The 18,026-nt window shown below is 49.4% G+C and carries 17 protein-coding genes; 7 read left to right on the forward strand and 10 right to left on the reverse strand.

Annotation, left to right across the window (positions count from 1 at the left end; genetic code table 11):
• Positions 1-162: 162 nt before the first annotated feature.
• From AC6R1A_RS01515 to ispB, 3 genes are all read right to left on the reverse strand, one after another.
• Positions 163-1,224 carry a TRAP transporter substrate-binding protein gene (locus AC6R1A_RS01515; RefSeq protein ID WP_500631483.1) on the reverse strand — a complete coding sequence of 354 codons (1,062 nt, stop codon included), beginning with the start codon at positions 1,222-1,224 and terminating at the stop codon, positions 163-165.
• A 330-nt stretch (positions 1,225-1,554) separates the two neighbouring features.
• Positions 1,555-3,318: a bifunctional lysophospholipid acyltransferase family protein/GNAT family N-acetyltransferase gene (locus AC6R1A_RS01520; protein WP_500631452.1), complete on the reverse strand. Its 1,764-nt coding sequence runs from the start codon at positions 3,316-3,318 to the stop codon at positions 1,555-1,557.
• A 188-nt stretch (positions 3,319-3,506) separates the two neighbouring features.
• Positions 3,507-4,478 carry an octaprenyl diphosphate synthase gene (gene ispB, locus AC6R1A_RS01525; RefSeq protein ID WP_500629569.1) on the reverse strand — a complete coding sequence of 324 codons (972 nt, stop codon included), beginning with the start codon at positions 4,476-4,478 and terminating at the stop codon, positions 3,507-3,509.
• Between the two features lie 269 nt (positions 4,479-4,747).
• Between ispB and rplU the strand changes: the two genes are divergently transcribed.
• The 6 genes from rplU to folA all read left to right on the forward strand — a co-directional run bounded on the left by rplU (position 4,748) and on the right by folA (position 8,694).
• Positions 4,748-5,059 (forward strand): 50S ribosomal protein L21, encoded by a 312-nt coding sequence (gene rplU / locus AC6R1A_RS01530; protein WP_000271393.1) that lies wholly within the window; start codon positions 4,748-4,750, stop codon positions 5,057-5,059.
• A 20-nt stretch (positions 5,060-5,079) separates the two neighbouring features.
• Positions 5,080-5,337: a 50S ribosomal protein L27 gene (gene rpmA / locus AC6R1A_RS01535; RefSeq protein WP_004409945.1), complete on the forward strand. Its 258-nt coding sequence runs from the start codon at positions 5,080-5,082 to the stop codon at positions 5,335-5,337.
• A 250-nt stretch (positions 5,338-5,587) separates the two neighbouring features.
• Positions 5,588-6,760 carry an Obg family GTPase CgtA gene (cgtA, locus tag AC6R1A_RS01540; protein ID WP_500631453.1) on the forward strand — a complete coding sequence of 391 codons (1,173 nt, stop codon included), beginning with the start codon at positions 5,588-5,590 and terminating at the stop codon, positions 6,758-6,760.
• Between the two features lie 172 nt (positions 6,761-6,932).
• On the forward strand, positions 6,933-7,700 hold the full coding sequence (locus AC6R1A_RS01545; RefSeq protein ID WP_334553596.1) for a threonine/serine exporter family protein: 768 nt from the start codon (positions 6,933-6,935) through the stop codon (positions 7,698-7,700).
• Complete coding sequence (locus AC6R1A_RS01550; protein ID WP_334553598.1) at positions 7,688-8,179, forward strand: threonine/serine exporter family protein; 492 nt, start codon at positions 7,688-7,690, stop codon at positions 8,177-8,179. The genes AC6R1A_RS01545 and AC6R1A_RS01550 overlap by 13 nt, the downstream gene beginning before the upstream one ends.
• A gap of 35 nt (positions 8,180-8,214) precedes the next feature.
• Complete coding sequence (gene folA, locus AC6R1A_RS01555; protein ID WP_500631455.1) at positions 8,215-8,694, forward strand: type 3 dihydrofolate reductase; 480 nt, start codon at positions 8,215-8,217, stop codon at positions 8,692-8,694.
• A 139-nt stretch (positions 8,695-8,833) separates the two neighbouring features.
• Here folA and apaH read toward each other — a convergent pair whose 3' ends face one another.
• The 6 genes from apaH to lptD all read right to left on the reverse strand — a co-directional run bounded on the left by apaH (position 8,834) and on the right by lptD (position 15,654).
• The gene (gene apaH, locus AC6R1A_RS01560) at positions 8,834-9,646 is read right to left on the reverse strand and encodes a bis(5'-nucleosyl)-tetraphosphatase (symmetrical) ApaH (RefSeq protein ID WP_500633066.1); all 813 of its coding nucleotides are present in this window, start codon (positions 9,644-9,646) and stop codon (positions 8,834-8,836) included.
• Positions 9,647-9,660: 14 nt separating this feature from the next.
• On the reverse strand, positions 9,661-10,038 hold the full coding sequence (gene apaG, locus AC6R1A_RS01565; RefSeq protein ID WP_334568374.1) for a Co2+/Mg2+ efflux facilitator ApaG/CorD: 378 nt from the start codon (positions 10,036-10,038) through the stop codon (positions 9,661-9,663).
• 65 nt (positions 10,039-10,103) lie between these two features.
• The gene (gene rsmA, locus AC6R1A_RS01570) at positions 10,104-10,910 is read right to left on the reverse strand and encodes a 16S rRNA (adenine(1518)-N(6)/adenine(1519)-N(6))-dimethyltransferase RsmA (protein ID WP_334553605.1); all 807 of its coding nucleotides are present in this window, start codon (positions 10,908-10,910) and stop codon (positions 10,104-10,106) included.
• A 12-nt stretch (positions 10,911-10,922) separates the two neighbouring features.
• A complete protein-coding gene (gene pdxA, locus AC6R1A_RS01575) occupies positions 10,923-11,915 on the reverse strand; it encodes a 4-hydroxythreonine-4-phosphate dehydrogenase PdxA (RefSeq protein ID WP_500633067.1) in 993 nt (330 codons plus the stop codon).
• The gene (surA, locus tag AC6R1A_RS01580; protein ID WP_500633068.1) at positions 11,905-13,200 is read right to left on the reverse strand and encodes a peptidylprolyl isomerase SurA; all 1,296 of its coding nucleotides are present in this window, start codon (positions 13,198-13,200) and stop codon (positions 11,905-11,907) included. Before surA ends, pdxA begins: the two co-directional genes overlap by 11 nt.
• A gap of 51 nt (positions 13,201-13,251) precedes the next feature.
• Complete coding sequence (gene lptD / locus AC6R1A_RS01585; RefSeq protein ID WP_500633069.1) at positions 13,252-15,654, reverse strand: LPS assembly protein LptD; 2,403 nt, start codon at positions 15,652-15,654, stop codon at positions 13,252-13,254.
• Between the two features lie 148 nt (positions 15,655-15,802).
• On the opposite strand from lptD, the gene djlA reads away from it, so the two are divergent.
• Positions 15,803-16,654, forward strand: coding sequence for a co-chaperone DjlA (gene djlA / locus AC6R1A_RS01590; RefSeq protein WP_500631459.1), 852 nt, complete (start codon positions 15,803-15,805; stop codon positions 16,652-16,654).
• A 40-nt stretch (positions 16,655-16,694) separates the two neighbouring features.
• Here djlA and AC6R1A_RS01595 read toward each other — a convergent pair whose 3' ends face one another.
• Positions 16,695-18,005: a methyl-accepting chemotaxis protein gene (locus AC6R1A_RS01595; protein WP_500633070.1), complete on the reverse strand. Its 1,311-nt coding sequence runs from the start codon at positions 18,003-18,005 to the stop codon at positions 16,695-16,697.
• Between the last annotated feature and the right edge of the window lie 21 nt (positions 18,006-18,026).

Here is an 18,026-nt window from a genome sequence, read left to right on the forward strand (position 1 = left end):
GTTTTTTTATAAAGCGAGAAAAGGAGTAAAAAGGGAGGGGAGGGGTTGGCCAGCGAGCGACTAAAAACGCCGCCCGAAGGCGGCGATAGTGATTGAAGACGTCACTTTGAAAGCAATGCTTTTTGACAGCCATATTTTTTGACAGGAATAACCGTACAGCGCTTAAGGCGTCGTCTCAAGATAGGCTTTGGTTGAGATGTCGGTCCAAGCGCGCACTTTAGTGAGGTAGTCGCGTTGCGAAGTGATGATCTCTTGCGCCAGTGCGTCTTTTTCTGCTTGCTCTTGCAGCAAGGCTTCTGTGGCGCTGTGCAGCGCTGACAATACTTGCGGCGGGAAGTCGCGCACTTTGATGTCTGGGAACTCTTGGCTCATGCTTGCCCAACTGTTGGCATTAGCGTCAATCGCTTGGGTATACATGTCAAAAGCGGCCACTCTAAAGGCGGTTTCTAGGATCACTTGCAGATCCTTTGGCAAGCTGTCCCACACCTTCTTGTTGACTAAGAACTGCGTCTCGGAACCTGGCTCGTGCCACGCGGTGTAGTAATACGGCGCGATTTTTTGAAAGCCCATGCGCAAATCAAAAGCAGGGCCGACCCATTCGAGCGCGTCAATTGTACCTCTCTCGAGTGAGGTGTAGAGTTCCCCAGGTGCGATGTTAGTTGGAGCGGCGCCGACGCGTGCCATGACTTCACCGGCAAAGCCCGGAATGCGGATCTTCAGCCCTTGCAGGTCATCAATGGTGTTGATCTCTTTTTTGAACCAGCCGCCCATCTGAATATCGGAGTTACCGCCGGGGAAAGAGAGCAAATTGTGCGGCGCGTAGACTTTCTCCATCAACTCCATACCGCCACCGCGATAAAACCACGCGTATTGCTCGGTCGCCATCATGCCAAAAGGCATCGAGGAGAAAAACAGCGTATTGGGTACCTTGCCTTTCCAGTAGTAAGAACTGGAATGGCCTAAATCGTATTGACCTGATTTGACCATATCAAAAATACCCAAAGGCGCTTTGTGCTTATTGGCAGAGTCAATACGGATCTGCAAACGACCATTGGACATCTCTTCAGCCAGTTTGGCCATGTTCTTACTTGCATCACCTAGGATAGGGGTATTGGGCCCCCAAGTTTCGGCAAGTTTAAGTCGGTAGACTTTATCGTCAGCGTGGCTGACGCTAGCAAGCAAAGCGCATACGCTCGCGAGCAACGTGGTCGTCACGCGTTTCATGTTTTTGAGTGAGCGGGGAGTGGATGGCAGCATGTTGAGTTCACGTCCTTTTGTGTTGTTATTAGAATATTGCAATGATTTTTGTCTATTGCTTCAAATTCACTGTTAGCTTCGAATTTGCGCTATTTTTCGTCAACCATTTTATTGGTGGCATCAAGTGATGGGGCGAGAAGATATTCGGATAGAGAATGAATAAACAGTGAGAAGTGAGCTTAGCTGAGCGGCAAGAAGTTAAATTGCCCTAAAACCAGCCGCGCTTTTAGAGTAATGATGCGATCGATGGAAAATGCCATGTGAATCACATGGCATTGAGTTTTTGCTCGATAGGGATCAATCCGCTTGCGGGTGGTGATGCTCAAGGTATTGGCTTGCGGCATCTTGACCCATATAGCGGGCAAGAGTTTTGGTGCCAACACGAGTTAAATCCACCATGATCAATCCATCCAAAGCGTTGTTGAAATCAGGATCGACATTGAATGAGACCAGCTTGCCATTGAGGTTCAAATATTGACGCAGCAGAACAGGGACTCCCTTGCCTTCGTCAATACGATCAATCACGCGAGAGAGCAGTTGTAAATCCGCCAGCGCGGTTAACATGCTGGTGTTCCAGTGGGTGTCGTGTTTCGGTAGCGGGTTGGACGGCGAGACGTACTCAGCGGCTTTCGTGTCGTAGTGGTGAAGCGTCATGGTTTCTGCGAGCAGTTGTCTTGCCTGCTCGCTGTAATCACTACTGATGCTGACTGGACCAAACAGATGCGTATAGTGAGGATGGCGAGAAACAAACGTTGCTATGCCCTTCCAAAGCAAGAGTAAAGCGCCCATGCTTTTTTGATACGGCTTATCGATCACTGAGCGGCCCATTTCAATGGCGCAGCCCATCGTATTAATAAAGCGCTCATCATATTCAAACAAAGTACGAGAGTAGAGCGCATCAACCCCTTGTTGCTCAATCAGTTTATCGACCAAACCGAGTCGGTAGGCGCCGACCAGGCGTCGTTGCTCTCTGTCCCAAATAAACAGATGTTGGTAGTGACCATCAAACTGATCGATGTCTAGGGCCAAGCCCGTCCCTTCTCCCACCGCACGAAAGTTCTTTTCACGCAGGCGGCCGATTTCATACAACACAGAGGGAATGTAGTCGGCGCTGGTGCAGTAGACGTCGAATTCACCGCTTGATAATAGGTGATGATCGCGCGGCAATTGGTCGAGATCCACTTCAAGATCGCTCGCTGGGAGAGGGCTCGCGATAGGACCGCTGAGATCAATGCCAGGCGCCTTGTTTGAGCGAAGCTGAGTGTTTGTCGCGAGCAAATAGGTATTGAGACGCAGATAGTTGACGATTTGAGTATCATTGAGCGCGTGGAGCTCTTTGTACTTGATGGCCGAGCCGATGGAGAGTCGAATCGGGGTGTGTGATTTGTTGAGTAACTCTCGACCCAGCATTAATGTGCGCAGCAGTGGATGCACTTTTCCCGCAAGGTAAAAGCGTTTTGAGTTTTGACCGTCAATAAAAACGGGCACCGTGGTGGCTTTGGATCTTCGTACTAAGCTAGCGACCGAGCGGCTCCACTCTTTATCTTCTAATTTCTGAGTTTTGCTATCGACCAGTTGTGACACTTCGCCAGCGGGAAAGATCAATAAGATCCCCCCTTTCTCCAGGTGTTGGTGAGCCAGTCTCAGCGCTTTTAAATTGGCTTTGTGCGCCTGTTTGCCTTCAAACACATCCACACCAATAAATAGACGATCCAACTCAGGGACAGTTTTGAGGTACTGATTGGCTAAGATCTGCACGTCTTGGCGGATATGCAGTAGCAATTCAGCGAGGATCACACCTTCGACACAACCCAGCGGATGATTGGCGACCACAACGGTCGCACCACTGCGCGGGATAGGATCGAGCGAGCCTTTTGCAATCTGGTAGTCGATACCTAGGATAGTTAAGGTGTAGCGAAGAAACTGCTCTGTTGTGGCGTTAGCCGGACGCTTGGCGTAAAACTTATCCAAACGACTGAGGCCCGTGGCCCATTCAGTGAGGTTCTCACCAAGGCCAAATGGCGTTTTGCGCGGCAATCGGAAAGGGCTAGATACGTCCATATCAATCTCGTCTAAACAGGAGTTGATGATGAGCGTAGGTCATTTAGATGTCACTGAAAGGACAGTTTAGTGAGAGTTCGGTGACTGAGCGATGACGGTTTGATGACGAACGATAGGATGGCCATCAGGTAGTGAGCAGGCAGTGAATTCTGACTCGCTGCCTGACAAGGAGAGGACGATTTCGCTGTTTAAGCGCTGCGATGCACCGCCATATGAGCAAGCGTTACCAATGCTTCTTTATAAGGCGAGTCAGGCACAAGGGCAAGCTGAGCGATGGCTTTATCGGCTTCTTGATAAGCCAGCTGGCGCGTGTACTCCAAAGAGCCGGTTTCATCCATCGCGGCCAGAATCTCGTTGAGCTTCTCCATTCCGTTTGCTTGTTCAATGGCTTCGCGAATCATTGCCGCTTGTTCTGGGGTGCCATGGCGCATTGCGTATAGAAGAGGGAGGGTCGGTTTGCCCTCGGCCAGATCGTCGCCCACGTTCTTACCCATCTCCTCGCCGTCAGAGGTGTAATCCATCACATCATCAATCAACTGGAATGCGGTGCCGAGATATTTGCCGTAGTTTTGCATCGCGAGCTCAAGTTCGGCGTCAGCGTCGGTGAGAATCGCGCCGATTTGCGTTGCCGCTTCGAATAGGCGTGCCGTCTTCGAATAGATGACCTGCATGTAGCTCTCTTCGGTGGTATCGGGATCGTTACAGTTGATCAACTGCTGCACTTCACCTTCGGAAATCACATTCACCGCGTCACTCATTAGCTCGAGGATCTTTAATGATCCGAGTGCCGTCATCATTTGGAATGAACGGGTATAGATGTAATCACCCACCAAAACACTGGCGGCATTGCCAAACGCGGCATTCGCGGTGGCTTTACCACGGCGCATGTCAGATTCATCCACGACATCATCGTGCAACAGGGTCGCTGTGTGAATAAACTCAATGAAGGCGGCGGCGGTGGTGTGATCCTGACCTTGGTAGCCCAGTGCCCGGGCAGACAACACCGCAAGCAGCGGCCGGATTCGTTTACCGCCACCACTGACGATATAAAACCCGAGTTGGTTGATTAAAGAGACGTCAGAGTTGAGTTGGGCATGAATTGTTTCATTCACTTTTGCCATGTCATCGGCAGTGAGCGCTTGGATAGCTTTAAAATCCATTATACATCCGGCTGAAGGTTAGAACTGGTAAGGTATTCTTATCTGTATTTGTTGGCCAATAATACACTAAAAAACGTTGATTAATACATGCTTAACGGGCATGATTGGCGCACTTTTCATTGGCGATTAGCTTTTCGCCAATTTTTTAAAAATATGGCTTGTCATAGGTGCGAGCTTTCTGTAGAATCTGCGCCCTATTGATGATTAGTTTAGCGCACACCCAAATTGCCCAAAGTGCATAAGGCTGTGCGGAAAAAGCGGAGTAAGATATGTACGCTGTTTTCCAATCTGGTGGTAAACAACACCGTGTAAGCGAAGGTCAAACTCTTCGTTTAGAGAAATTAGACGTTGAAACTGGTGCAACTGTTGAATTTGATAAAGTTCTACTTGTTGCTAACGGTGAAGACATTAAAGTTGGTGCTCCTCTAGTAGAGGGCGGTAAAGTTGTAGCAGAAGTTGTACAACACGGTCGTGGCGATAAAGTTAAAATCGTTAAGTTCCGTCGTCGTAAGCACTCTCGTAAGCAACAAGGTCACCGTCAGTGGTTCACGGAAGTGAAGATCACTGGTATCAACGCTTAATCGATTAGGAGAGTTTAACAATGGCACACAAAAAAGCTGGTGGTTCTACTCGTAACGGCCGCGATTCAGAAAGCAAACGTCTAGGTGTTAAGCGTTTCGGTGGTGAATCTGTTCTTGCAGGTAACATCATCGTTCGTCAACGTGGTACTAAGTTCCACGCTGGCACCAACGTTGGTATCGGTAAAGACCACACTCTTTTCGCTCTTACTGAAGGTAAAGTGAAATTTGAAGTGAAAGGTCCTAAGAACCGTAAATTTGTAAGCATCGAAGCTGAATAATTTACCTTCTGACTGAATTCAAAAGCCCTGCCGATTCGGCGGGGTTTTTTATTTATGAACCAATACTCAGGCACTCTGTATAAGAGTCCCTCATTATTGGTTCCCCACGGGCGATGTCCTGTTCAGCTGATGAGATCAAGCTGAAGGTGGAATCTGCTAGAATTTATATCATTCAACCTGAGCGGTTGAGATGATGTTGCAACGCAGCGGCGCACTCAGCGAGGTGCGCGGTAAGAGAGCGGAGTAAGAGATGAAATTCGTTGATGAAGCGGTCGTTAAAGTTCAAGCCGGCGACGGCGGTAGTGGTGTTGTCAGTTTTTGGCGCGAAAAATTCGTAACCAAAGGTGGCCCTGATGGGGGTGATGGTGGTGACGGTGGTGATGTTTACATCCTAGCGGACGAAAACCTCAACACCCTGATTGATTACCGTTTTCAGCGCTTCTATGAAGCAGAGCGTGGTGAAAATGGTCGCGGCGGTAACTGTACGGGTAAACGCGGAAAAGACAAAGTGTTGCGCGTGCCTGTTGGTACACGTGCGGTGGATATCCACACCAATGAGATCGTGGCTGAAGTGGCCGAGCATGGCAAAAAAGTCATGGTCGCAAAAGGCGGTTGGCACGGTTTAGGTAACACGCGTTTTAAATCCTCGGTGAACCGTGCACCACGTCAAAAGACGCTGGGTACGAAAGGTGAAATCCGTGAGCTGCGTTTAGAGCTATTGCTATTGGCCGATGTGGGTATGCTTGGTCTTCCTAATGCGGGTAAATCGACCTTTATTCGCGCCGTTTCTGCGGCGAAGCCGAAAGTGGCGGACTACCCATTCACGACCTTGATCCCAAGCTTGGGTGTAGTCAGTGTTGTCCCAGAGAAAAGCTTTGTTGTCGCCGACATCCCGGGCCTCATCGAAGGCGCGGCAGACGGTGCCGGTCTTGGTATTCGATTCTTGAAGCACCTTGAGCGTTGTCGCGTGTTGCTGCATATGATCGATATCATGCCGATTGATCAATCGGATCCGGTGCAAAATGCGCTGACGATCATTGATGAGCTTGAGCAGTATAGCGAGAAGCTTGCGGATAAGCCTCGTTGGTTGGTCTTCAATAAAGTGGATCTGATGCCAGAAGAGGAAGCCAATGAAGTGATTCAAGCTATCCTTGATGCACTGGGTTGGGAAGACGAGTACTTCAAAATCTCTGCCATCAACCGACAAGGTACTAAGGAGCTGTGCTACAAGCTGGCTGACTTTATGGAATCTCTACCACGCGAAGAGGAAGAGATCTCTGAAGAAGAGAAGGTTAACTTCATGTGGGATGATTACCACAAAGATGCCATGTCAGGTAAAGACGTCATCACTGAAGATGAAGACGACTGGGATGATTGGGACGACGAAGAAGACGACGGTCATGTGGTCTACGTCCGCGATTAATTAAACCTTTTTAAACAGCCGCAATCACATATTGCGGCTGTTTTTTTATCTACATCAATACGTATAGTGTGTGTGAGTTGCACAATAGGGCACTTTCTTGATCAATATTTCTTGATCAATATAAGCAGCCTTTGGCTGTGACTTCTCTCTAATGGAATAGGACATCGGTAATATGGCATCGAAGCAGCGAGCCGTCTCTCGCTTGATTGCCCAAGCAGGGCAAATGCTCTTGGCCCACGGCGCGGAAAGCACGTTGGTGGGCGATTTGATGCGCCGCTTTGGGCGCGCCTCTGGAATGGATGAGGTGGAAATCTCGCTATCATCAAGTTCACTCGTCGTGACGACCTTATATCAGCAGCACTGCATCACCACCACTCGCAGTTGCCCCGACCGCGGCATTAATATGCGTGCCGTCACTCAAATCCAACGTATCTGCATTATGCTTGAGCGCGGCGTGATTGACTATGAGATGGCGCAGCGCAAGCTCAACGCCATCAGCCCCGAACGATATAACCGTTGGTTGGTAGTCGGGATGATTGGCCTATCTTGCGCCGCCTTTAGCCGCCTTGCGGGAGGTGACTGGACGGTGTTTATGATGACGTTTCTCGCCTCATCCGGTGGCATGATCGTGCGCCAAGAGATAGGCCATCGTCACTTTAACCCGCTGATGAACTTTGCCGTGACGGCGTTTGTCACTACAGTGATCTCGGCCCAAGCTGTAATTTATGAGCTGGGTAATGCGCCATCGATTGTGATGGCGTCTTCTGTGTTGATGCTCGTACCGGGCTTTCCGTTGATCAATGCGGTGGCTGATATGCTCAAAGGCTACACCAACATGGGCATCGCTCGATTCGTGATGGCAAGCTTACTGACGTTGGCGACCTGTTTGGGGATTGTCGCTGCGATGAGTGTGGTTGGCGTTCGTGGATGGGTGGTGTGATGATGGATGTCGGAATGGAACTGTTGTTAGGTCTACTCAATGATATGTTGTTCGCCGCCATACCCGCGGTGGGCTTTGCTCTGGTGTTCAATGTGCCGCAAAAAGCCTTGCTGTATTGCGCACTGGGTGGTGCGATTGGTCATGGCTCACGCTATCTGATGATGCAATTTGGCGTGCCGATTGAGTGGGCGACGTTTTTTGCGGCCATGATCGTCAGCATGGTGGGGATTGTTTGGTCACGCCGATTTTTGGCGCATCCGAAAGTGTTTACTGTCGCGGCGTTGATCCCCATGGTGCCGGGCGTGTTTGCTTTTAAAGCCATGATTGCATTGGTCGAGCTCAACCATGTGGGTTACAGCCCTGAGTTGGTGGCCATGCTGCTCGAGAACTTTCTCAAGGCGATGTTTATTATTGCCGGATTAGCGGTTGGCTTAGCGATGCCTGGGTTGCTATTCTATCGCCGCAAACCCATTGTATAGCGTTGATATTGCGCAGTCTTGATTAGGAGTAGAGTATGATCATCAGTATGATCGCGGCGATGGCCCAGGATCGTGTCATTGGAAAAGATAACCAAATGCCGTGGCATCTGCCCGCTGACTTTGCGTGGTTCAAGCGCTGTACGATGGGCAAGCCTGTGGTGATGGGGCGCAAAACGTATCAATCGATTGGTCGTCCTTTACCGGGACGAACCAATATTGTCATTAGTCGAGACAGCAGTTTGTCTATTGAAGGAGTGACGGTGGTAGCGTCGATTGAGCAGGCGCTTGCCGCCGCAGGGGATGTCGAGGAAGTGATGATCATCGGTGGCGGCTCCATCTATCAACACTGTCTGGCGCAAGCAGATAAGTTGTACCTGACCTTTATTGATGCCAAGGTAGAGGGCGATACCCAGTTCCCAGACTGGGGCGATGCGTATCAAGAAACCTACCGCGAAGCCTACGCTGCGGATGAGAAAAATCGCTACGATATGCAGTTTGTGGTGTTAGAAAAGTAGGGCAGTACTCTGGCGCGGACCATTCCCGTTCGCGCTCTTTTTACCTAATAGCGTTACCTAATAGCGCTTGCACTCGCCCATCCTGTCCCTAAGCTGCATAACCCATCACCCATCACCCATCACCCATCACCCCAAACCTCTACGATTTCTTCCCCGCTTCGACACTGTGGTAACGCTGCTTTTCCCAATGGAGTAAGGTCAGTTTTCCGCCCCACACACAGCCAGTGTCTAAGCCAATCACTTCCTTGCTCTGGTAGCCTTCTAAGGCCGCCCAATGACCAAACAGCACGGGCTTTTCCAGTACGATGCGACTGGGCAGTTTAAACCAAGGCATCAATTCACCATCGCTCACTTGCTTTGGTGGCAGTTTGCAGGCCATGTCTAGCCGCCCATCGGCAAAACAAAATCGCATCCGCGTGAAAGCATTGATGGTGTAGCGATAGCGCTCTAATCCGCTTAGTGCGTTGTGCCATTTGTCTGGTTGGTTGGCATACATGTTTTCAATCAGCCAAGGCCAATCGTCACTTTTTAAAATCGCTTCCACTTCGGCGGCGCACGCTCTGGCCTCTGCGAGATCCCAGTCAGGTGAGATGCCCGCATGGCACATCACGAACTCGTCATGTTCTGCCAATAACGGCTGTTGTCTCAACCAGTCAAGCAGTGCCTGTTTATCGGGCGCATCAAAAATCGGCGCCGTTTTGTCTTTGTCTTTTTTCTTATGGATACCCAGCGCAACAGCCAGAAGGTGTAAATCGTGGTTACCGAGCACCACTTTGGCGCTCTCGCCGAGGCTTTGGACAAAGCGCAGGGTTTCCAGTGATTTGGGCCCGCGTGCGACCAAATCGCCGGCGAACCAGAGGGTATCTTTTTTGGGTTTGAATTTGATGTTACTGAGGAGTTGCTGCAATTCGTCAAAGCAGCCTTGAATGTCACCGACAATATAGGTAGCCAAACTGTTGTCCTAATTTAGTTAAGAATATTGGGCAGTGCGAGGCGAAAAGGTTCAATCTCGGCATGGAACTCTCGACCTTGCTCATCGTGCATTATGTATTGGCCTTGCATAACACCGACCGGTGTTTCGAGTGCAGTACCACTGCTGTACGTGTATTCATCACCGGCGGCGATAAATGGCTGCTGGCCGACGACGCCATCGCCTTCCACCGTCATCTGCTTGCCATTAGCATCGGTAATCAGCCAGCGTCGGCTGATCAATTGCACGGTCTGATTGCTGAGGTTTTTTATGGTGACCATGTAGGCGAAAATATAGCGCTTCGCGTGTGGTTGAGACTGCTCAGGGATATAGCGAGTATTGACCTGAACTTTGATGCAAGGGTCGACATCCATTTCACACCTCCAAAAAAGAAAAAGGGCGACAATGCGTGGCACTGTCCCCCTTATACTAGATGATTTTATTGATGTTTTGCATCCAGCCAGTTGGCGAGGGAGACAAATTGCTGCAAGGTGAGGTTCTCTGGTCGCATGCCTGGGTTAATACCTAGTGCTTCAAGCGATTCTGCATCAATAAGTGACTTGTAGCAGTTGCGCACGGTTTTACGGCGCTGGTTGAAGCCCTCACGGCAAACGCGATCAAGCCAATTCAAGCTGGTCGCTGGGTAAGGCAGCGTCTCGTAAGGCACCAAACGAACCACAGCTGAGTCGACTTTCGGTGGCGGAACAAACGCCGTCGGCGGCACTTCAAGGACCGGCACCACTTTGCAGTAGTATTGTGCCATCACCGTCAAGCGGCCGTATGCCTTAGTACCAGGGCCTGCAGCGAGGCGGTTCACTACTTCTTTTTGCAACATAAAGTGCATGTCTTGTACGTCTTTATGGTACTCAAAAAGGTGGAACATCAACGGCGTTGAGATATTGTATGGCAGGTTGCCGAAGATGCGCAGCTTGTTGTTCGGCTTAACGAGTTGCGAGAAGTCGAAACGCATCGCATCGCCTTCATGAATGGTCAGCTTATCCGCCAATTCTGGGTGATTGCGTAGGCGCTCTGCTAGATCGCGATCGAGCTCAATCACGGTGAATTTATCCACTTCACGACCGACTGGCTCAGTGATGGCGCCAAGGCCAGGGCCGATCTCAACCAAGTTCTGCCCAGGTAGTGGGTTGATGGCCGAGACGATACCGTCAATGATGTATGGGTCGTTTAAAAAGTTCTGACCAAAGCGTTTACGTGCTTTGTGTCCTAAGTGGACATCGTTTCTCATAATGATCTCAAGTTAACTGGGTTTCTTTTCCACTAGCTCAATCGCATGAGCCAGTGCAGTTCTAAAGCTTCCTGTGTCCGCATCGCCTGTTCCTGCAAGATCTAATGCGGTGCCGTGATCAACGGAGGTCCTAATAAAGGGCAAGCCCAAAGTAATGTTTACTGAGCGCCCAAATCCTTTGTATTTTAGTACAGGAAGTACCTGATCGTGGTACATCCCTAATACGGCGTCCGCCTCTTCAAGGTATTTTTCGTTGAAGATGGTGTCAGCGGGTAACGGCCCGATGAGGTCGATGCCATCGCGCTCGCGTAAGCGCTCTAATGTTGGCGTTATCGTCTCTATCTCTTCTCGGCCTAAGCAACCGTCTTCACCTGCGTGTGGGTTTAAGCCACACACGTAAATTTTCGGTGATGGGATCGCAAATTTCTCGACCAAATCGTGGTGAAGAATATGGATGATGGCTTCCAAGCGTTCTGTGGTGACCGCTTTGGACACATACGCTAAAGGTATGTGTGTGGTAACAAGCGCGACGCGTAAGCCTTGTGTCGCCAACATCATGACCACCAGTGGCGTATTCGACTTTTCAGCGAAAAACTCAGTATGACCACTGAATGCCACACCGGCACGGTTGATGACCCCTTTGTGCACAGGGCCGGTGACAATAGCATCAAATTCACGATTCATACAGCCCAAAGCGGCTCTTTCGAGCGTTTTTAGTACGTAGTGACCGTTTGTTTCATTGAGTTCGCCCGCAATGCAGGGGGCATCCATCGCAATGTGATCAACAATCAGCGTACCTTGACGTTGTGGGCTCGGATCGGTGCCTTGCTCATAATCCAGCAGTTCAACCTCAATACCGAGTTGAGCTGCGCGCTCGGCAAGTAAGGACTTGTCGGCGCACACCACTATCTGATGAGTCCAACTCTCTTTGGAGAGCGCCAGAACTAAGTCTGGGCCAATACCGGCTGGTTCACCGGCGGTGACTACGATACGTCTAATTGTCATCTTGCTCATCCTCAACCATTTCGACAAAGGCGCTGGCTCGGATCTCTTGAATCCATGTGCTGGCTTCTTCATTAAATTTGCGGTTGAACAATATGCGATACGCGCGGTTTTTTAGCGCGGAGTCCGTGCGGTCCACCTCGCGGCGATCGAGGACTTCGACAATGTGCCAACCATGAACGGTTTTAAATGGAGCACTGATCTCTCCAGCCGGTAAGGTGTCCACTTGGTGTTTGAACTCAGGGACGTAAAGATCTGAGGTTTGATAGCCGAGTTCACCGTCACGTGCAGCTGAGCCTGGATCTTGGCTGTATTGCTGCGCCATCTCACCAAAGGTCGCTTCGCCATTGTTGATGCGTTCAATGATGTCGTTCAGCTCTTTTTGTACGCCTTCATCACTAAGGATCACCGTCGGCTTAATCAGGATATGACGTGCGTTGACCTCGGTCACCGCCACGGTTTCTAGCCCTTTGACATCGTCGATTTTGAGGATATGGAAACCGACACCACTGCGAAATGGACCAATGATGGTGCCTTTGTTTTGCAAGCTAATTTGGTCGGCGAAGATGGTTGGCATCTCTTCTTTACGCATCCAGCCCCAATCACCACCTTCAAGGGCTTTCGGGCCTTTTGAATAGGTGTAGGCCATGGTGCTAAAATCTTCACCTTGATTGAGGCGTTCAACGAGCGCCTTGGCCTCTTTTTCTACCGCGGCTTTGTCTTCACCGTCGTCGACACGCAACTGAATATGGCTGATTTTGTATTGCACGGTGGCGTTGGTCTCTTGCGCGAGAATATCCGCTAGGTTATCGACCTCAGCCGGCAGAATGTTGATGCGGCGACGGACCAGTGCATTTCGTGCTTCGCTCGCCGCGATTTCTTTGCGGATTTGTTCACGAAACTCAGGATAACTCAACCCTTCACTGACGATAGCGTTGCTCAGTTCTTCGATGGTCTGGTTGTTGTTTTCGGCAATCTCAGCGATGGCTTGGTTAAGACGGTTGTCATCAATACGCACACCCAATCGTTCGGCTTCTTGCTGCTGAATGGTATCAACGATAAGTTTTTCCGTGACTTGTTCACGCAGCGTCGCTTCATCGGGTAACGCTTGGTTGTTTTTACGCGCGTTGGCTTTCAATGTTTTCAGTGATGCGTTGATGTCACTGTGTAAAATCACCCCGTCATTGACGATGACGGAAACGCCATCCAGCTCAACCGGTTGCGCGTGAGCGATGGCAACTTGGCTCGCGGCAACAAGCGCGAGTAGGGTGTGTTTCAATGGTTTCATTAACATCCTATCCATTATTAGGCTCCTGCCGCCTCGCAGCAGGAGAGAGATTTAGTTGTTTAAGAAGAATGGGCGACCGTAGCCGAGGGAGTTGCTTGCACTGTCCATCCCTGCCATTCCTGAGCCTGCCCCAATATTTGTACCAAAGCCGATAATGCCAAAGTTAACACTAAAGTTATTTTCATAGACAGGGTCTGAATCTGGATAACTTGAGAAGCTAGGATCCCAGCTATCCAGCTGATTGCTGTAGGTGAAGCCGATATACCAGCAGTCGTCGGTATAGTTCACTCTCGCCAGCCACTCTAATGCCTCGTTGGTCGTGACATCATGAAAGTACTGAGCACCTACACTCCAGTGGCGGGAGATATTATAGCTGGCCAAAATACCGGCTTGAGAAATACCTTCTTCGGTGATGCTGTCTAGGTCACCTAAGCTGTCGCCTAATGTTTGCTCAATATAGTCTCTCGTGACATATCGGTAATTACCTTGAAGGTAACCACCATTGAATCGATACTCCAATGTGCTGTTGGCGAGTTGTACCTCTTCCGCATCAATATCGTATTGGATACCACCATGATAGAACAAGAAATCATCATAGTTGAAATCCATTTCGACGGCCCATGCAGAGTAGTTGGATGTGCTATCAGTATCGCTATCAGTGTCACTATCCGTGAGAGACTGATTTTTTATGCCATTCTTCAAGTAGAAGATTTGTCCAAAGGAGACGTTCAATCTTTCTTTAAACTGGTCGTCTAAGAAACGAGTCGATGCACCGTAGCTAATTTGGTTAGCGTGAGCAATTTGATCAACACCACTGTATCGACGACTGCGAAATAAGCCGTAATAGTCGGTTTGCATCGAGGTTGTATCATATGTTGCGATGTTGCTTTGGTCTTGGTTCGGGACGTAGACATATTGAATTTGTGGCTCTAGTGTCTGCGTGTAATTGTCGAGCACTACGGTATCACGTTCCAACACGATTCCAGCATGAGTTCGAAACTCGGGTATTACCCGTGAAACCTGCTTTTCAAGTCCACAATAAGCATTTGCAGGATTACCGTCTTCATCCTTTTCGTCACAAGAGGTATCGACTCCATCAAGGTCTTGCTGGTAGTAGGTGCCTAATAATCTCGCTTCAGTTGTCCATGAGCCCCAAGTCGTACCAATAGGAATTTTGAATCCAGGCTCGACGTGTACGCGGGTGGCACTGGGCTTTTCGTCAGCGTCAGTGTCAAAGCGGGATATGTGACTGATTACATCAAAGTCTAGATAGCGCAGTACTTCAGGCGCATAATAGTTAAACTCCAGTTGAGGTAACAGTCGGTATGGAAGGCTGCTAGTACTTTCGGTTAATAGCTGAAAGTCACGGGTGAGGATTGATGCGTCCCAAGAATCACTACGGTACGTCGCTTGTGCTTCTTGAATCAATTGCCCATCTTCTCTATTACCGATACTCGAGTCTACGTGGGAGAAGTAGTCAATATCACTGACTTTTGAGTAATCCACCTCAAACTTCCAGCTTTGTTTAAATATGCCATTGTGTTGCCATTGCAAACCCCAACGATCACCGTAATCAGTGTACTTCTTATCATCCGGCAAGTATTCTGATCTGATATTAGTGTTGCCCAGTGTCGACAGATAGCGGAATTCACTATTGAGTTGCGTCCCACGGTTTTGCATGTATTTGAGTGTGGTTTCGAGGTCATAGTTTGGTGCTAAGTTCCAGTAAAACGGCACCTCCATTTCAAAACCATCGCTGGAACCGTATGAGACCGTTGGATACAAAAAGCCTGTCTTACGAGTGTCTCCGATAGGTACGGTCAAATAAGGCAAGTAGAATACGGGCACATTGACGATTTCGAAACGCGGATTGTAGAAGGTCGCTTCTTCTTCGTTTTGGTCAACATCGATACTAGAGGCACGCAGTCGCCATGATTTATCACCTTCCGGGCAAGAGGTAATCGTACCGTCTTCGATTTCGTACATCGCCTTGCCCGTTTTGGCCACGTAAACCGCTTCACCGCGCCCTGGCTCACACAAGAATTGATACTGGGTGTTCTCCAATGTCACTTCTTCTGTGTTGAGGTTGTTGGTGGCTTTCTCTGATATACTTTTCAGCTCACCGTCGCTGAACATCACGTTCCCTTCCGCAACCACGATGTTTTCTTGCTGGTGGAGGGTGACGTTATCGGCACGCATCTGCTTCTTGCCTTGAACGACCACAACGTTACCGCTGTAGGTCGCTTTATCGCCGTTGATCGCCTCTAAGCTGTCTGCTTCGACATTGATGGGATCTTGATTCGGGTTATCAGACTCAGGTTCGTTGATTAAGCATTGATCAATAGAGGGCAGTTCCTGCACACTATCGTCTACGGTTACTTCAGATAAGGCCTGAGGGACATAGAGCGCAGCGCCGATCGATGCGGCCAGTAAGGTGCGGGGGAAAAATGACATCGAGTTTTACTATCCTGTTGAACTTGATATATCCGGTGAATAGGTAACCGAATCTAAGATAAAACGGTCTTTATAATAAAGTAAATTGTGGCGTACGGCACTATCAGACCGCGTTGAGAAGAAAAAATTCAGAGGTTGAGAGCATATAATGCACATTTTCGGCAAAATCCTTGGCACTTTTTTTGGTTTTCTGTTTGGAGGACCATTTGGGGCGTTGTTCGGTCTTTTTCTAGGCCATCAGTTTGATAAAGCACGCCGTTTAAGACAGGCGGGGTTCAATAGCGGCTTTGGTGAAGGACCAAGCCAAGCGCAGCGCCAAGAAGAGTTTTTTAAAGCGGCGTTCTCTGTGATGGGGCACGTTGCGAAATCAAAAGGGCAGGTCACTCGCGAGGAGATCCAGCTGGCTTCAACGATGATGGATCGCATGAACCTGCATGGTGAGCAGAAATTAGCGGCACAAGAAGCCTTCAGAGAAGGAAAAAGCGCAGATTTCCCATTGGAGCGAGTCTTAGAGCGTGTCCGCATCTCAACCGGAGGTCGTTTTGATTTGCTGCAGTTTTTTCTCGAGTTACAACTATCTGCAGCGTTTGCGGATGGCGAGATTCACCCGGCAGAGCGCAATGTCCTGCACAAGATTGCACAAGGTTTGGGGTTTTCATCAGAACAACTTGAGCAACGCCTTCGCATGCAAGAAGCGGCGTTTCGTTTTCAACGCGGGGGTTTTGGTGGCAGCAATGGTGGGCACTCTCATCAATCTGGCGGGCAGTGGCAGCAAGCGAGTACCGCAGATCAACTGAGCGATGCCTACAAATTACTGGGTATTGATAGCAGCGCTGATGCCAAAGCGATCAAGCGTGCCTATCGTAAACTGATGAATGAGCATCATCCAGATAAGTTGATGGCGAAGGGCCTCCCCCCTGAAATGATGAATGTCGCGAAAGAAAAAGCGCAGGAAATTCAAAACGCTTACGACTTGATTAAGAAAAGCAAAGGCTTTTAATGAAATTACGTGCCCGACGCTGGTCGGGCACATATCCTTATCAATCTTTGACCAGTTGCGTCACCGTATCTGCAACGTTCTGCGCTCCTTGTCGAATCTCGTCAATCAGGGCTTGTGTCTCCTGCAACTGCTGGTTGCATTCGACGACTCTCGCTTGAATCTGCGCCATGGTTCCCTCAGATTCTGAAGTCAACTCACTGTTGCGCTTAACAATATTCCCTATCTCATCGGTCGCTTTCGTTGTATTCGCTGCGAGGTTTCGCACCTCGTCAGCAACAACCGCAAACCCGCGGCCAAACTCTCCTGCTCGTGCGGCCTCTATGGCGGCATTCAGTGCGAGTAAGTTGGTTTGATCGGCAATGTTGGAGATGGTGGTGACAATGTGGGTAATTTGTTGCGATTGCTCCGTCAGTTTCCCCATTAGAGTGGAAGCGGTACTGACTGATACGTCAATTTGATTGGCGACATCGGTCGCGGTACCTAGCGTTCGAGCGCCATCATTGGCAATGTCTAAAGTGTGAAGCGAGGTCTGCTGAGCCACCTTAGAGGCATCTCTTATAGCCTGCTGATGAAGAATTCGGTCAGTGATATCACGGGCAAATTTCACCACACGCACCACCTTGCCATGACGATCAAAAACAGGGTTGTAGGTCGCTTCTAACCACAGTATCTCACCGTGCTTGTTACGTCTTTCAAAGAGCCCGCCTTTGAACTCGCCTTTGGCTAGTGAGGGCCAAAAATTTGGATTGTTGTGGATGAAATCTTCGCTACAAAAAATGTGGTGATGCTGACCTCGAATCTCAGAAAGCTTATAGCCAACACAGGCGCAGAAGTTATCGTTGGCATTGATGATTTCCCCTTTTGGGGTAAATTCAATATAGGCCATGGATTTTTTAAGCGATTCAAAAATGGCTTCTTGATTGTCTAGGCGGTGCTTTTTCTCCGTGACATCACTAGCGACTTTGATCACTTTGACCACTTTATTATTGTCATCTTTCACGGGAACGTAGGTCGCCTCAATCCAAATCTCTTCGCCCCCTTTACGAAGGCGTCTGAAGGTGCCTGTCTGAGGCTGTCCATTGGCTAGATCGCGCCAAAATTGTTGATAATCGGAAGAAGAGGTCAGGATCGAATCACAAAAAAGGCGATGATGTTTACCCTGAACGTCACTCAATTGGTAGCCGAGTGTGTCGAGAAATAAGTGATTTGCGGTGATGACATGACCGTCAGGCTGAAACTCAATGTAGGCAACGCTGGATTTGATGGCGCTGAACACTTGCGCAGAGGTACGCATTCCATTGAGTTCAAGATCAGTGTAAGCAGAGTCTTTACGGCTGCGAAAAAATAACATAAATGGCCTCATTGGCACCAA

It is taken from the genome of Vibrio sp. R10-SG3-ISO3 (genome assembly GCF_059834225.1).